At 71.9% G+C, this 13,919-nt stretch carries 13 protein-coding genes; 8 read left to right on the top strand and 5 right to left on the bottom strand.

Annotation, left to right across the window (positions count from 1 at the left end):
* Nucleotide 1: 1 nt before the first annotated feature.
* Complete coding sequence (locus tag ACZ7M3_RS27910; RefSeq protein ID WP_472066576.1) at nucleotides 2-1,282, bottom strand: flavin-containing monooxygenase; 1,281 nt, start codon at nucleotides 1,280-1,282, stop codon at nucleotides 2-4.
* Between the two features lie 255 nt (nucleotides 1,283-1,537).
* On the opposite strand from ACZ7M3_RS27910, the gene ACZ7M3_RS27905 reads away from it, so the two are divergent.
* Genes ACZ7M3_RS27905 through ACZ7M3_RS27895 form a run of 3 tightly spaced genes read left to right on the top strand, consistent with a single transcriptional unit; the run spans nucleotide 1,538 to nucleotide 3,152 of the window.
* Nucleotides 1,538-1,990 (top strand): DoxX family protein, encoded by a 453-nt coding sequence (locus tag ACZ7M3_RS27905; RefSeq protein ID WP_095854049.1) that lies wholly within the window; start codon nucleotides 1,538-1,540, stop codon nucleotides 1,988-1,990.
* A gap of 31 nt (nucleotides 1,991-2,021) precedes the next feature.
* Nucleotides 2,022-2,498 carry a Zn-ribbon domain-containing OB-fold protein gene (locus ACZ7M3_RS27900; protein ID WP_472066574.1) on the top strand — a complete coding sequence of 159 codons (477 nt, stop codon included), beginning with the start codon at nucleotides 2,022-2,024 and terminating at the stop codon, nucleotides 2,496-2,498.
* Nucleotides 2,499-2,528: 30 nt separating this feature from the next.
* A complete protein-coding gene (locus ACZ7M3_RS27895; RefSeq protein WP_472066572.1) occupies nucleotides 2,529-3,152 on the top strand; it encodes a GNAT family N-acetyltransferase in 624 nt (207 codons plus the stop codon).
* Between the two features lie 72 nt (nucleotides 3,153-3,224).
* On the opposite strand, the gene ACZ7M3_RS27890 is transcribed toward ACZ7M3_RS27895, so the two are convergent.
* Complete coding sequence (locus ACZ7M3_RS27890; RefSeq protein WP_472066570.1) at nucleotides 3,225-4,736, bottom strand: metallophosphoesterase family protein; 1,512 nt, start codon at nucleotides 4,734-4,736, stop codon at nucleotides 3,225-3,227.
* 228 nt (nucleotides 4,737-4,964) lie between these two features.
* Here ACZ7M3_RS27890 and ACZ7M3_RS27885 point away from each other — a divergent pair, with 228 nt between their 5' ends.
* Nucleotides 4,965-5,882 carry a GNAT family N-acetyltransferase gene (locus tag ACZ7M3_RS27885; protein WP_472066568.1) on the top strand — a complete coding sequence of 306 codons (918 nt, stop codon included), beginning with the start codon at nucleotides 4,965-4,967 and terminating at the stop codon, nucleotides 5,880-5,882.
* A 116-nt stretch (nucleotides 5,883-5,998) separates the two neighbouring features.
* Here ACZ7M3_RS27885 and ACZ7M3_RS27880 read toward each other — a convergent pair whose 3' ends face one another.
* Both ACZ7M3_RS27880 and ACZ7M3_RS27875 read right to left on the bottom strand, forming a co-directional pair.
* Complete coding sequence (locus ACZ7M3_RS27880; RefSeq protein WP_472066566.1) at nucleotides 5,999-6,670, bottom strand: pyridoxine/pyridoxamine 5'-phosphate oxidase; 672 nt, start codon at nucleotides 6,668-6,670, stop codon at nucleotides 5,999-6,001.
* A 127-nt stretch (nucleotides 6,671-6,797) separates the two neighbouring features.
* Nucleotides 6,798-7,967: a thiolase C-terminal domain-containing protein gene (locus tag ACZ7M3_RS27875; protein ID WP_472066564.1), complete on the bottom strand. Its 1,170-nt coding sequence runs from the start codon at nucleotides 7,965-7,967 to the stop codon at nucleotides 6,798-6,800.
* A 114-nt stretch (nucleotides 7,968-8,081) separates the two neighbouring features.
* Between ACZ7M3_RS27875 and ACZ7M3_RS27870 the strand changes: the two genes are divergently transcribed.
* Both ACZ7M3_RS27870 and ACZ7M3_RS27865 read left to right on the top strand, forming a co-directional pair.
* Nucleotides 8,082-9,272, top strand: coding sequence for an acyl-CoA dehydrogenase family protein (locus tag ACZ7M3_RS27870; protein ID WP_472066562.1), 1,191 nt, complete (start codon nucleotides 8,082-8,084; stop codon nucleotides 9,270-9,272).
* Nucleotides 9,272-9,766, top strand: coding sequence for a nitroreductase family deazaflavin-dependent oxidoreductase (locus ACZ7M3_RS27865; RefSeq protein ID WP_472066560.1), 495 nt, complete (start codon nucleotides 9,272-9,274; stop codon nucleotides 9,764-9,766). Before ACZ7M3_RS27870 ends, ACZ7M3_RS27865 begins: the two co-directional genes overlap by 1 nt.
* A gap of 83 nt (nucleotides 9,767-9,849) precedes the next feature.
* Here the strand turns inward: ACZ7M3_RS27865 and ACZ7M3_RS27860 are convergent, their stop codons facing one another.
* A complete protein-coding gene (locus tag ACZ7M3_RS27860; protein WP_472066558.1) occupies nucleotides 9,850-10,497 on the bottom strand; it encodes a TetR family transcriptional regulator in 648 nt (215 codons plus the stop codon).
* A 154-nt stretch (nucleotides 10,498-10,651) separates the two neighbouring features.
* Between ACZ7M3_RS27860 and kbpA the strand changes: the two genes are divergently transcribed.
* A complete protein-coding gene (gene kbpA / locus ACZ7M3_RS27855; protein ID WP_472066556.1) occupies nucleotides 10,652-11,404 on the top strand; it encodes an AfsK-binding protein KbpA in 753 nt (250 codons plus the stop codon).
* Nucleotides 11,405-11,564: 160 nt separating this feature from the next.
* A complete protein-coding gene (locus ACZ7M3_RS27850; protein WP_472066555.1) occupies nucleotides 11,565-13,889 on the top strand; it encodes an outer membrane protein assembly factor BamB family protein in 2,325 nt (774 codons plus the stop codon).
* Nucleotides 13,890-13,919: the final 30 nt, after the last annotated feature.

Genomic DNA, 13,919 nt, shown 5'->3' with positions numbered 1-13,919 from the left:
CTCAGCGCGCGGCGCGGGTGTCTCCCGTGTCGCGCGCCCCCGTCTTCGCCCCCGTTTTCGACGCCGCCTTTTCCTTCGCTTTGGCAGCCGCCCTCTCCGCCTTCTGCGCGGTCCTCGCGACCGCCTTCGCGATCTTCTCCGCGTCGAGGGCGAGTTCGCGGAACATGCCGCTGATGGGGTTGGTGAAGCCGGTGAAGTAGAGGCCGGGTGCGTTCTTCGGGGTGCGGGCGCCGTGCACGACCGGGCGGCCACGCCCGTCGAGGACGTCGAGGTGGCCGACGATGCCCTCCAGGGCGCGTACGTACCCCGTCGCGGCGATCACGACGTCCGGGTCGATCCGCTTCCCGTCGGCGAGGACGACCTTGTCCTCCTCGAAGCCCTCCACCGCGGCCACGACCTCGACCCGTCCCTTGCGGACGGCGTTGATGAGGCCGATGTCCTGGACGGGGATGGAGCCCTCGTTGACGCGGGAGTAGAGGCCGGTGTCGGGGCGGGGCAGCCCCTGCGCCGCCAGGTCCGGCACGCTGACCTTGGCCATCGGCCCGGCGAGTGCGTCGACGAGGCGCACCGGCAGCCGTCGTACGAGGATCCCGGTGAACTGGGCGGCCCAGCCGGCCGTGGAGCGGCGCACGATGTGCGGCGCGGTGCGCACGGCGAGCCGTACCCGGGAGGCGCCGCCCTCGACCAGGTCCACGGCGATCTCGGCACCCGTGTTGCCGACGCCGACGACGAGGACGTCACGGCCGGCGTAGGGGGCGGGGTTGCGGTAGTCGCCGGCGTGCAGGAGTTCGCCGGTGTACGTGTCGCGGCCGGGCCAGTCGGGCAGGCGCGGGGTGTGGTTGTGGCCGGTGGCGACGACCACGGCGCTGCCGGTCAGTTCGCGGCCGCCGGTGGCGTGCAGCAGCCAGCCGTCGCCGCCCGGAGCGGGCTCGACGCGTGAGACCTCGACGCCCGTGACGATCTCCAGCTGGTGGTGCTCGGCGTACTTCTCCAGGTAGCGCACCACGTTGTCGCGCGAGACCCACCGCCCGAAGGAGCGCGGCATCGCGAGGCCGGGCAGGCCGGACAGCCGCCGGGTCGTGTGCAGGTGCAGCCGGTCGTAGTGGCGCCGCCAGGACGCTCCGACCTGGTCGGACTTCTCCAGCACGACGGCCCGTACACCCTGGGCGCGCAGCGCGTACGCCGTCGCGAGTCCCCCGGGGCCGCCGCCGATGACGTACACGGGGCGGTCTTCGTGGGACGGCACCGGGCGGGGTGAGGAGGAAGCAGTCGAGTCGGCCATGTGCGCGAGCGTAATCACGTCGTCACTTGATAGGTCTCGGTCAAGCCCGGAATCGGTTGCGAACTGATCACGGCTGTAGGAGGAGTGGGTGGGGCTGGTGGCGTAGGTCACTTGGTTGTGTTCGAAGGGTGGTGAGGAGTGGTGAGGGGCGGTGGGGAGTGAACGGGAAGGGAGGGTGGCGTACGCCTCTTGCGCGGGCGTCCTCCGTGCGCTGAACTGACGTACCGTCAGAAACCGAAGGGGGCGTGGACTGCCATGGACACGATCTGGCTCGGCGGAGCGGAGTGGCTGGCCGTGCTGCGGATCGGGCTCGGGCTGTGGTGGCTGGAGAGTTGGCGGCACAAGGACAAGAAGGGCTGGTTCGAGCGGGGGACCGGGATCGCGTGGGCGGCGGACGTCGCGGGCAAGCACCGGTGGAACGCGGTGCGCTCCGGCTTCGACACCGTGGTCGCGCCCCGGCCGCGGACGATGGCGTACGTCGTCGTGTACGCGGAGTTGGCGCTCGGGCTGGGACTGGTGGCCGGGTTCCTGACGCCGATCGCGCTGGTCGGCGGACTGCTCCTCAACGTCCTGTACTTCACCCTCATGATCCACGACTGGGCCGAGCAGGGGCAGAACGCGATGATGGCGCTGATCTCGGTCGTCGCCTTCTTCGGGATGGGATGGCAGACGTGGTCGCTGGACAGCGCGATCGGGCTCTTCTCGTGAGGCGCGGGTCGATCGGGGCCGGGGTGTGCTCGTGAGTGGGGAGCGCGCGTCGGGTGGGGCGCGATTCGATCTGCCCGAAGTCGATGCGTTCACCCGGCCGTACTGGGACGCGGCGGCGGAGGGCCGGCTGCTGATCCGCCACTGCGCGGGCTGCGACCGGGCCCACCACTACCCCCGGGAGTTCTGCCCGCACTGCTGGAGCGAGGACGTGCGCTGGCGGCCCGCGAGCGGACACGCCACGCTCTACACCTGGTCCGTCGTGCACCGCAACGACCTCCCGCCGTTCGGCGAGCGGGTGCCGTACGTCGCCGCGGTCGTCGACCTCGTGGAGGGGCCGCGGATGATGACCGAGGTGGTGGAGTGCGAGGGCGACGCGCTGCGGATCGGGATGGGGCTGGAGGTCACGTTCAGGGCGGGGGTGCCCGTGTTCCGGCCGCGGTCCGGCGCTGTCCCGCCTCCTTCCACCGCCGTCCCATCCCCCTCCTCCGTGTCGAAAACCACTTCCTGAACCCCTCTGGGCCCCGTGAATAATGGCCGGATGCCCGACGTTCACGAGAAGTCCCTCGCCCACCCCTTCCCCGTGCTCGACGGCCACGGTCTGCGGCTGCGCCCCTGGGACCCGGAGTCCGAGGCCGATGTCGCGACCTGGCTGCGCGGGCTGTCCGACCCGGAGTTCCAGCGCTGGAACACCCCGGTCAAGATCGTCCGGGACCTGGACAGCGCCCGTGACTCGCTCCGCTCGCGCGCCGAGGCCGTCGCAGACGGCACCGCCGTCGCCTTCTGCGTCACGGACGCGGCCACCGGTACGACCCTCGGTCACATAGGCGTCAACGACATCAACCACGTCATACGCGTCGGCATCGTCGGCTACTGGGTCCTTCCGGAGGCCCGCGGTCGGCAGGTCGCCACCCGTGCCCTCGCCCTGGCCGCCCGCTACGCCTTCGGCGCCGTCCGTCTGCACCGCGTCGAACTGGGCCACGCCCTCGGCCACGACGCGTCCTGCCGGATCGCCGAGCGGTGCGGGTTCCCGTACGAGGGGACCCTGAGGGAGGCGATGTTCGAGTCGGGCCGGCACGACGCGTTCCGGGACGTCCACCTGCACGCACGGATCGCGACGGACCCGGAGCCGACGCTGCCGCCGACGGGCTCCGGGCCCCGGTAGAACCCGGCCCTGCGACAGGCCCGGTCCCGACTCCTTGACCTGTCGGTCCGCTCTTTGGCCTGCCGGTCTGCCTCAATGGCAGGCGAACGACTTGTTGGTCTTGCTCGCACTCAGCGCACAGGTCTTGCCCCGTACGGCACCGGCCGTGTCATGGAAGGTGAGGTTCCAGGTCCCGCCGTTGTCGTTGAGGACCGCGTATCCGAAGACCCCCACGCCTCCGGGAGGGTTCTGTTCCTGGGTGATCGACTGTGTGACGGCCTGCGGGGGTGAGCCGATCAGCTGGCCGACGACCTTGGTGTCGTCCGGGCCGTTGTCCAGTGGTCCGCCCGAGGAACCCACGGTCAGCTGGGGCGGGCGGGGGGAGTTGAAATCGAGCATCTGGTAGAGATGGATGTGCCCCGACAGCACCAGTCGCACGTTGTCCGCCAGCCGGTGCAGGGAGGTGCCGACGACGGCCGCGTCGAGGACGCGAGTCACCCATTCCGCCGAGTTGGGCGGGGTGCCGGCCGCCTTCACCATCCACAGCGGCTTGTGCGTGACCACGAAGAAGTCGTTGGCGGGGGTCTGGAGCGCGGCCTGGTTCACGGCTTGGAACTGCCTGGCGTAGATGTTCCGCTGGGCTGTGCTTCCACTGTCGGTCGGGTCGGCGAACGCGGAGTCCACGTTCGCCAGGGTCAGGGTGCCGGCACGGATCAGCGAGGGCGCCGAGTAGTCGCTGCACGATCCGTTGGAGCGGAGATCGTCCGCGAGGTAGCGGGACCACGCGCCGCCCGCGCCGCCCTGATGCGGCATGTTGCAGTCTTCGTGGTTGCCCCGGGTCAACGCGATCGGCGCCGCGGCCAGCAGAGCTTCGGCGGGCCTGAAGAAGTCGGCGATCACACAGTCCCAACTGGCTCTGTCGGCGAGCGTCGTGCAGCCCGGATTCGCCGCCTTGTCGTTCTCCCTGCCGGGGTCCTCCCGATAGAGGTAGTCACCGGTGTGGATCACGAGATCCGGCTGCGTCACGGTGGCCGCGCTGTCCGCGATCCGCTGGAAGGGCCAGCCGGTCTGATGGTTCGCGCAGTTCTGCACGGGACCGGTCGTCGGGACCTCGCAGCCCGCGTCGCCGATGACAGCGATCTTGCTGGGACGGGTGTTCGAGGTCCACTTGGGCAAGGGGAGCTGACGGTTCGCCGGATGCACCGTGGCCGCCTGGATCGATGTCTGCTCGAGCACCGCGTCGGAGGCCGTGAGCGGCACCCTCAGCTCACAGACGGTGGTCGGGAACTGTGACGTCGTGGGAGTGCTCACCCGGTGCAGGGAGTGCGGATTCCGGTTCCCTCCCAGGGTGTAGCGCACTACGGGACACGTCTGGCTGGTGTCCGTGGACACGTACCGGATCTGGGTGCCGCCGCTGGTCAGCTGGGTCCATGCCCAGGACTCGCCGTTCGGCGCCCCGGGCGGAGGTGTCGTTCCGGGGGGTGGCGTCGGCCCGGGGGGTTTCGGCCCCGCGCCGGCGAGCGCGATCCGTGGGGGAGTCGCGCCCGCCGGGACCGACATGGCCAGCACGCTCACCACGGCCAGGGCGACGATTCGATACCGCATGTCCAGTTCCTTCGTTCGGGTACCCCGGACATACCGATGCGTTTCATGGCCGAGGGGTACACCTGGATGGTCATCGACGGTGTCGACGCGTGCACCACCGCGGAGGCGAACGGCCTACACGGCCCCGCGGGAGGGGCCGGGCCGCCGGTCGGGACAGGCATCAGGCGCGGTGCGCGGGCCGGGAAAACCGGAGGCACCGGGCACGCCGTGAGCGGGATCATGCTGGGTATGACTCGTGACGCGCGTGGCTGGGTGTTCACCCACGATCTGGACGAATTCCTCACGAGCGCGGGGGACTTCCTGCGCTCGCGGCCCGCGGCGCACACCGTGGCGCTGTCCGTGACCGACGCGCTGCGCAGACGAGGACCGGACGTGTACGGGGAGGAGGCGCCGTTCTTCGGCCGGTTCGCCGACGCCGACGGAAACGGAAACGGGGCGGGCGACGGGGTCGGTGGGGTGTCGGCCGTGCTGTTCCACACACCGCCGTACCAGCTCAACCTCACCGACCTCCCGGCGGAAGACGTCGACGTGCTGGCCGCGCGGCTCGCGGACGAGGGGTACTCGTTCCCGGGCGTCGGCGGTCCGGTGGACACGGCCGCCGAGTTCGCCGCAGCCTGGGAGCGCCACACCGGCGCGCGGGCCCACCTCAGAAGAAGCGAACGGCTGTACCGGCTCGGTACGCTCACGCCGCCGACGCCCGTTCCGCCGGGCCGCGCCCGGGTGGCCGGCGAGAGCGACCACGCGCTCGTCGCGCGCTGGTACTCCGAGTTCGCCGGGATCTTCGAGCGGAACGAGCGGCAGGACCCGGACCGCTGGGCCGAGAGCCGACTCGCGTACGGCGGTGTCACGCTCTGGGAGACGCCGGACGGTACGCCGGTGGCCATGGCCGGAGCGACCCCCCTGATCGCCGGGCAGATCCGGGTCGCCCCCGTCTACACCCCGGCACCCCTGCGCGGACGCGGCTACGCGGGGGCCGCCACCACCGAGGTCAGCAGGGCCGCGCTGGCCACCGGAGCGGACGAGGTACTCCTCTTCACCGACCTCGCCAATCCCACCAGCAACGGCCTCTACCAGCGCATCGGTTACCGTCCCGTCGCCGACTTCGCCGTCCACGACTTCGTCACCTTCTCGGCCGTGAACGGCTGAGCTTGTACGGCTCAGCGTGGTGAAGCAGCCCGTGAGCCGGTGCGCGGCGACGACCGCAGCCGCCCCGCGACAGCCTTCCGTAAACGCGCCGAGGCCCACCTGAGCGGTCCCGCGTCTCAGGGCCAGAGCAGCTCCTTGCGCCAGCCACCGACCTCCGAAGAAGGTTCCGTACGGCGGTAGACGAGCCGTACGTGCCGACGCCTCGCGTCACCCTGGAAGAACTCCACCTCTTCCGGCCGGAGGCGGTAGAGGGTCCACGTCGGGGCCGGGGCGTCGGGCTCGCGCTGAGCGCGGTCCCAGGCGTCGTCCGAGGCCCGCCCCAACTCCTCCACGGAACCGAGCACTTCACTCTGCCCGCCCACGAGCGCGGCGGCCAGCGCCCCCGTGGAGCGGGCGTGCAGATCCGCCCGCCCCTCCTCGGCCGGGGCGACCTCGACCGGCCCCCGCAGCCGGATCTGACGGCCCTGGGCGGGCCAGTAGAACCCCAGAGCCGCGTACGGGCGCGCGGCCAGCTGGCGGCCCTTGCGGCTGGTGACATGGCTCGCGAAGGCCCAGCCGTCCGCGTCCGCGCCGTGCAGCATGACGATCCGGACGTCGGGCAGTCCGTCCTCGTCCGCCGTCGCCAGCGACATCGTGTGCGGTTCGCTCTGCCCGGCCGCGACCGCCTCCGTGAACCACTCCGTGAACAGGGGGAGTGGTTCGGCGGGTGCGGATGCCGGGTCGAAGGAGGGCAGCTCTACGTCCCACACCCGCAGTGACCTGAGCAGCTCGTGAAGATCCGTTCCCATGCCCCGAGTATCACTCGGGGGTCCGGCAAAGCCGCGCCATGAGCACCCCGTGGAATCCCCCTCTTGCAAGAGGGGGAGGGTGTGAACTGGACGGCCTTCGTCCGTACCGTCCGTTGATGCGGTCGGCTCACCCCCGTCCCAGCACCACCGTCCCCGACGAGCAGAACCACCCGCCCGTCCCGGAGGCCACCGCCAGCTCGGGAAGGCGTCCGCCCGTCTTCCTGACCTGGCGTTCCCCGGCCTCCCCGCGCAGTTGCCGTACGGTCTCCACCAGGAGGAACAAGCCCCGCATTCCCGGATGCTGGGCCGAAAGCCCGCCCCCGTCCGTGTTCACCGGCAGCTCCCCGCTCACCGTCAGGCGCCCCTTCTCCACGAACTGACCGCCCTCGCCCTTCGCGCAGAAGCCCAGGTCCTCCAGGGTCACGAGGGTCATGTAGGTGAAGGCGTCGTAGAGCTCGGCCACGTCGATCTCGTCGGGCCGCACCCCCGCCCGCTCGAAGGCGAGACGTCCGCTCACCGCCGCGGGGGAGACGGTGAAGTCCGGCCACTCGGACATCGTCGTGTGCGAGACGTGCTCGCCGGTGCCGAGGATCCACACCGGGGCCGTACGGCAGTCCCGTACGTACTCCTCGGCCGCCAGCAGCACCGCCGCGCCGCCGTCGGAGCGCAGACAGCAGTGCAGCTTGGTGAAGGGGTCGGCGATCATCGGGCCGGACAGGACGTCGTCGGTGGTGATCGGGGTGCGGAACATCGCGTCCGGGTTCAGCGCGGCGTTCGCCCGTGCCTGGACGGCCACCGAGGCGAGCTGTTCGAGTGTCGTGCCGTACGCGTGCATGTGGCGGCGCGCGGCCATCGCGTACTTGGCGATGAGCGTGTGGCCGTAGGGGACCTCGAACTGGAGGGGGCCCCGGGCGCCGAAGGAGAGATCGCCGGTGCGGCGGCCCGCCTTGATGTCGGCGCGGGCGGTCGAGCCGTAGACGAGGAGGACGGCCTCGGCGTGGCCCGCCGCGATCGCGTCCGCCGCGTGCGCCGCCATGACCTCCCAGGTGGAGCCGCCGACGGCGGTGGAGTCGACCCACGTGGGGCGCAGGCCCAGGTACTCGGCCACCTCGACCGGCGGCAGGGTGCCGAGGCCCGCCGACGCGAACCCGTCGACCAGCGAGCGGTCCATCCCCGCGTCCGCCAGCGCACGCCTGGCGGCCTGGGCGTGCAGGGCGTAGGGCGTCGCGTCGTCCACGCGACCGCAGTCCGAGAGGGAGACACCCACGACGGCGACCTTGCGCTTCCCCGGAGTCATGAATCTGACGGTACATCAGATGTGGCGGCGCGCGGGAGGTCGTCGTGGCTCTGGGCATCCGTACCGCACGGCGCTAATGTGACGGGCCGTCAGATCGGGAGAAAGGGCCTGGCCATGGACGCCCGTTTCACCGCCGAACAGGACGAGATCCGCCGCACCCTGCGGGAGCTCCTGCTCAAGCGCTGCGGTCCGGAGGAGGTGCGGTCGGCCGTGCGCACCGGGGTCGGATACGACGCCGGGCTCTGGGAGACCCTCGCGCAGCAGCTCGGGCTGCCGGGGCTCGCCCTGCCCACGGCGTACGGCGGGGTCGGCTGCTCGTTCGCCGACCTCGCCCTCGCCTGCGAGGAGTCGGGGCGGGTCCTCGCGCCCTCGCCGCTGCTCGCCACGGCCGCCCTCGCGACCCCGCTGATCCTCGCCCTCGGCACCGACGCCCAGCGCGCCGGGCTGCTGCCCAGGATCGCGGTCGGTGAGCTGACCGCCGCCCTCGCGGTACCGGGCACCGGGCTCCCCACCGCGCTCGGCCTGGTCGGCGACAACGGCGGGGACTGGGCGGGCGGCGGCCGGGCCGGGGGCGTACAGGCCCGGCCGGACGAGGAGGGCGGCTGGCGCCTCTACGGAGAGGTGGAACGCGTCCTCGACGGGCACAGCGCCGGGCTCCTGCTGGTCGCCGCGCACACCGGGGGGTTCGCCCGGGCCCGGACGCGGATCTTCCTCGTGACGGAGGGCGCCCAGGGGCTCGTACGGATGCGGCAGACGTCGTTGGACGAGACGCGGGCGCAGGGGCGGGTGCAACTGCGTCAGGTGCGGGCCGAGTTGCTCGGTGAGGAGGGCGCCGACGTGCTCGGCGCGCTCGCCTCCGTCGGGGACACCGCCGCCGCCGTGCTCGCCGTCGAAGCCGTGGGGGCCGCGGACCGGGCGCTGGAGCGGACCGTCGCCTACGTGCGGCAGCGGGAGCAGTTCGGTCGGGCGATCGGGTCCTTCCAGGCGGTGAAGCACCGGCTCGCGGATGTGTATGTGCGGGTGCAGGCGGCGCGGTCCGCCGCGTACTACGCCGCCTGGGCCGCGGGGGCCGGGGGCGAGCGGGTCGGCGGGCTCGCGCTCGCCCAGGGCCTGGAGGCGCTGCGCACGGCCGCCGCCGAGGCGATCCAGCTGCACGGCGGCATCGGCTTCACCTGGGAGCACGAGGCCCAGCTGTACTTCAAGCGCGCGGCCGGCGACGAACTGCTCTTCGGGCCCGTGCACCGGCTGCGGGCGTACGCCGCCGACGCGGCGCGGCTCTTCGACGGGGCGGAGGTGGCGGTCTGATGGCGCGGGGAATCCGGTCGCGAGCCGTCGTACGGGGTGTGCAGAAGGTGTCCTCGACGCGGGCCTTCGCCCGGGTCGCCCCGCACCTCGTCCCTGCCATGGACCGCGCGGTGCACCGGTTGACGCGCGGCAAGGTGCTGCTCAGCGCGCAGCTGCTGCCGGGGATCGTGCTGACCGTGCGGGGCGCCCGCAGCGGGCTGGAGCGGCGTACGCCACTGGCCTGTATGCCGGAGGGAGAGGGCGGCTGGATTCTCGTCGGGTCCAACTTCGGGCGCACCGATCATCCGGCCTGGACCGCCAACCTTCTCGCCCATCCGGACGCCGTCATCAGCCGGCAGGGCGAGGACATCCCCGTGAGGGCCCGTCTGCTGGAGGGGGAGGAGCGGGCCGCGGCGTGGAAGGCGGTGCTGGCGTTCTGGCCGCCGTACGCCACGTACCAGGCGCGGATCGATCGGGAGATCAGGCTGTTTCGCATCGTGCGCCGCGGCGCATAGCGCAGCAGGCGGCAGTCCACGAGGTGGACTGCCGCCTGCATGACAGGATGTGGGCCGAAAGGGCCCCAAGAGATACGGTCGCGCTACTTGGTCGGCTTCTTCCCGGTCACCCCGAGGTGTACCAACAGCGCCAGGTTCGGCTTCAGTTCGGCCTGCTTGACGCCCCAGCTCTGGAAGCCCTTCTGGTGCGAGGCCACCGCGGCGAGCATCGCGACGAGGGAACCGGCGATCGCCGCGGGGTTCACGTCCTTGTCGACCTTGCCCTTGGACTGGAGCTCGGAGACGGAGTCCGCGAGGGAGTTGTTCACCGAGTTCAGGATCTTCATGCGGATCTTGTAGAAGCGTTTGTCGCCCTCGGCGGCGCCCAGGTCGACCACGCGCAGAATCGCCTCGTTCTTCCGCCAGAACTCCAGGAAACCGTCCACGAGTTCCTGCGCGGTCGTCCAGCCGGCCTTGCCGACCCAGGAGCGCCCTTCGAGGAGCTGGGTCAACCCGGCGCCCTCCGCGGCCATTTGCTCGGCGATCTCCAGGACGGCGCCTTCGACGTCCGGAAAGTACTGGTAGAAAGTCGCCGGCGACGTGCCCGCCTTCCGGGCGACATCGATGACTTTGACGTCCCGGTACGGCGACGAGCTGAGCATTTCACTGAGGCAGTCGAGCAGTTTCTGCCTGGTCGCCTGCCCTCGCCGTCCGGCCACGCGGCCGTCGACGGTACGCACTTGTCCTGTCATGCCGTCAGCTTACCGAGGGGTGATCGGAGCGCGATTCGGCCGACTGCAAATGGGGTGCGTGGGGGAGTGCGGGCGGCGAGTGGGGGGCCTGGGAGGTGTCCGGGGGTGTCCGGGCCGTCGCGCGGAGTGGATGAAAGGCCGTTAACTTGGCCGCATGGCCGTATCCCGGGCGTCCGACGCAACGCACGCCTACCCGGAGGGCGTCCCCTGCTGGGTCGACGCGCAGCTTCCCGATGTGGAGGCGGGCAGGCGTTTCTACGGTGAGCTGTTCGGCTGGACCTTCGGGGAGGGGTTCGAGCCGCACGCGGAGGGCGTGTGGGCGCGCCATCACGGGGAGCCCGTCGCCGCCCTCACACCCAAGCGGGACGGCCGGATGCCGACCGTCTGGACGGTGTCCTTCGCGACTCCGGACGCCGCCGCGCTCGCGGCCCGGATCCAGGCGGCGGGCGGGCGGGTGATCACCGCGCCCACCCGGCTGGGCCCCTACGGTACGACCGCCCTCGCGACCGACCCCGAGGGCGGGGTCTTCGGCCTGTGGCAGGCGGGCACCCACCCCGGTTTCGGCAAGCGGCACGAGCCGGGCTCGTTCTGCTGGGCCGAGCTGTACGCGCGGGACCCGGAAACCGTCGACCGTTTCTACGGCACTCTGTTCCACGAAGCCCTGTTCGGCCCCGACGCCTCGCCCGACTTCGGCCGCGCCCCGGTCTCCGGTGTCTTCCCGGCCGAGATGCCGCCGCACTTCCTCGTCCACTTCGGAGTGGAGGACATCGACGCGGTTCTCGGTACGGTGAACCGGCTCGGCGGACGTGTTCAGGCGTCCCCTTTCGACACCTCGTACGGAAGGGCGGCCGTCGTCACGGACAATCAAGGGGCGTCGTTCGCCGTACTCGAGGTGCGGGGCCGGTGATTATGTCCCGAGACACCCCGTTCCGCCCCCGGGTTCGCAACCTGTGGCCCGGACAGGAAGAATCGGGGTGCGTGCCGCCATGGCGGTGCGGTGGTGAGACGCTGCACGGGGCTGCGTTCATACGTGGATGACGTGGCTCGTACGGGGAGGTGGCAGGCAAGTGGTGGATCAGCTGACACAGCACGATCCGCGGCGGATCGGGCCGTTCGAGGTGCTGGGACGGCTGGGTGCCGGCGGCATGGGGCTGGTCTATCTCGCGCGCTCGGCTTCGGGCCGACGCGTGGCGATCAAGACGGTCAGGACCGAGCTCGCCGAGGACCAGCTGTTCCGGGTCCGCTTCACTCGTGAGGTGGAGGCCGCGCGAGCGGTCTCCGGCTTCTATACGGCGGCCGTGGTCGACGCCGACCCGCGCGCGGCCGTGCCGTGGCTGGCCACCGCGTACGTTCCGGCGCCCTCCCTCGAAGAAATAGTGAACGAGTGCGGGCCGATGCCGGCCCAGGCGGTGCGCTGGCTGGCGGCGGGCGTCGCGGAGGCGCTGCAGTCGATCCACGGCGCCGGGCTCGTCCACCGCGACCTGAAGCCCTCGAACGTGCTGGTGGTGGAGGACGGGCCGCGGGTCATCGACTTCGGTATCGCCTCCGGTGTCTCGAACACCCGTTTGACGATGACGAACGTCGCCGTCGGCACCCCGGCCTACATGTCCCCCGAACAGGCGAAGGACTCGCGCAGCGTGACGGGCGCGAGCGATGTCTTCTCGCTCGGCTCGATGCTGGTGTTCGCCGCCACCGGGCACGCGCCCTTCCACGGCGCCAACCCCGTCGAGACGGTCTTCATGCTGCTGCGGGAGGGCCCCGACCTGGAGGGCCTCCCGGACGAGCTGCGCCCTCTCATCGAGTCCTGTATGCAGATGGAGGCGACCGGCCGCCCCAACCCCGCCGACCTCCAGGCCCAGTTGGCACCCCACCTCTTCGGCTCCGGCTCCGACGACAGCGGTACGGCGTCGGCCTGGCTGCCCGAGCGGGCGGTGGGCCTGATCGAGTCACGCCGTGGGGGCCGTCCGCCGGTGAAGCCCCCGTCCTCCGGCGGTCGCAGCGGTGGCGGACGCCCCGCGCTGCCCCCGCCGCCCTCGCACGCTCCCGTGCCCGTCGGAGCGCCCGACAGCGGCCCCGTGCGGCTCGCGGGCGGCCAGGTGCCCATCGGCCCCGGGCCGCGCGTCGCCGACGCCCGTGCCGCCGCCGTGAAGGCACCTCCTCCGGAGGCGGGACTCGCCGCCTCCTGGTCCCGGCCGCGCGTCGGCGTCAACGGCGCCGACCCCGCGCCGGCGGTCGCTCCGCCGCCCGCCCCGGACTCCCCGTCCGGCTGGCGGCCCTGGCGCTTCCGCATGTCGAACGACGTCTGGGGCACGCCCTCCGTCGCGGACGACCTCGTCTACGTCACCTCCTTCGAAGTCCACGCCCTCGACGTCGCGACCGGCCGCCGCCGCTTCAAGACGCGGGACGTGGCCTGGTCCATGGCGGTCGCGGACGGCCGCATCCACGCCTCCGACGGCCCCACCCTCTTCGCCCTGAGCGCGCGGGAGGGCGCGGACCTGTGGCGTCTGTCCACGGACGCCTGGGTGTACTCCCTGAAGGCCGACCGCGGGACCGTCATCACCGGTACACGCGGGGGCGGCGTCCAGGCCTGGGAGGCCTCCAACGGCCAGAAACTCTGGGAGATCACCGGCGCCCAGACCGACTTCGAGTCCCCGGAGGCCGGGCCCGCCGTCCACGACGGCACGGTGTACGTCTGGAAGGACGCCCGGCTGCGTGCCCTGGAGGCCCGTACGGGTGAGGAGCGGTGGTCGTACCCGATCGGCGACGCGGCGTCGTGCGGGGGCGTACCCGTACGGATCACGTCCGCTCCCGACGGCTACGTTTACATCTCCGCGGGCACCCGCGTCCTCGCCGTCGACGTCGCCGGCGGGCACGTGCGCTGGCACTTCGAGGCCCCCGCGGTCTTCCTCTCCCCGCCGACCTTCGTGCCGGGCCCCGCGGTCACGGGAGGCGGCGTCTACCTCGCCGACTACCTCGGCACGGTGTACGCCCTCGACGCGACGGACGGGCGCGACCGCTGGCGCATCGCGACCGAGGCCCGCTCCTCGATCGATCCCGTCCTGGTCGCGGCCGGCCACGTCCACGTCGGCAGCGGCAAGGGGTTGTACACCCTCGACGCGGTCACCGGCACCCCGAAGTGGCGCTTCCAGGCCGGGGGCGACCTCGTGGGCGCGCCCGCGGTCGCCGAGGGCCGCATCCACTTCGGCTCGACGGACCATCTCCTCTACACCCTGAAGGCCGACGACGGGCGGCTCCGGTGGAAGCTGGCGACGGGTGGGGAGATCACCGGTGCGCCGGTGGTCAAGGACGGGGTGGTGTACGCGTGCAGCAAGGACCGGTGCGTGTACGCGTTGGACGCGGAGAAGGGGACGGGGACGGCCCGCACGACGTAGGGGCGACCGGGCCCCTGGGGCACGGGGCTG

The sequence above is a fragment of the Streptomyces sp. NPDC111656 genome (genome assembly GCF_055656965.1).
The sequence above is the reverse complement of the archived record's forward strand: the minus strand, read 5'-3'. Positions and strand labels throughout refer to the sequence as shown.

Excerpts from the sequence above, each read along its gene's own strand:
- ACZ7M3_RS27890 (WP_472066570.1), bottom strand. The coding sequence starts at position 4,736 with ATGCGGTATCGAATCGTCGCCCTGGCCGTGGTGAGCGTGCTGGCCATG.
- ACZ7M3_RS27905 (WP_095854049.1), top strand. The coding sequence starts at position 1,538 with ATGGACACGATCTGGCTCGGCGGAGCGGAGTGGCTGGCCGTGCTGCGG.
- ACZ7M3_RS27910 (WP_472066576.1), bottom strand. The coding sequence starts at position 1,282 with ATGGCCGACTCGACTGCTTCCTCCTCACCCCGCCCGGTGCCGTCCCAC.
- ACZ7M3_RS27895 (WP_472066572.1), top strand. The coding sequence starts at position 2,529 with ATGCCCGACGTTCACGAGAAGTCCCTCGCCCACCCCTTCCCCGTGCTC.
- ACZ7M3_RS27860 (WP_472066558.1), bottom strand. The coding sequence starts at position 10,497 with ATGACAGGACAAGTGCGTACCGTCGACGGCCGCGTGGCCGGACGGCGA.
- ACZ7M3_RS27880 (WP_472066566.1), bottom strand. The coding sequence starts at position 6,670 with ATGGGAACGGATCTTCACGAGCTGCTCAGGTCACTGCGGGTGTGGGAC.
- ACZ7M3_RS27865 (WP_472066560.1), top strand. The coding sequence starts at position 9,272 with ATGGCGCGGGGAATCCGGTCGCGAGCCGTCGTACGGGGTGTGCAGAAG.
- ACZ7M3_RS27875 (WP_472066564.1), bottom strand. The coding sequence starts at position 7,967 with ATGACTCCGGGGAAGCGCAAGGTCGCCGTCGTGGGTGTCTCCCTCTCG.
- ACZ7M3_RS27870 (WP_472066562.1), top strand. The coding sequence starts at position 8,082 with ATGGACGCCCGTTTCACCGCCGAACAGGACGAGATCCGCCGCACCCTG.
- kbpA (WP_472066556.1), top strand. The coding sequence starts at position 10,652 with ATGGCCGTATCCCGGGCGTCCGACGCAACGCACGCCTACCCGGAGGGC.
- ACZ7M3_RS27885 (WP_472066568.1), top strand. The coding sequence starts at position 4,965 with ATGACTCGTGACGCGCGTGGCTGGGTGTTCACCCACGATCTGGACGAA.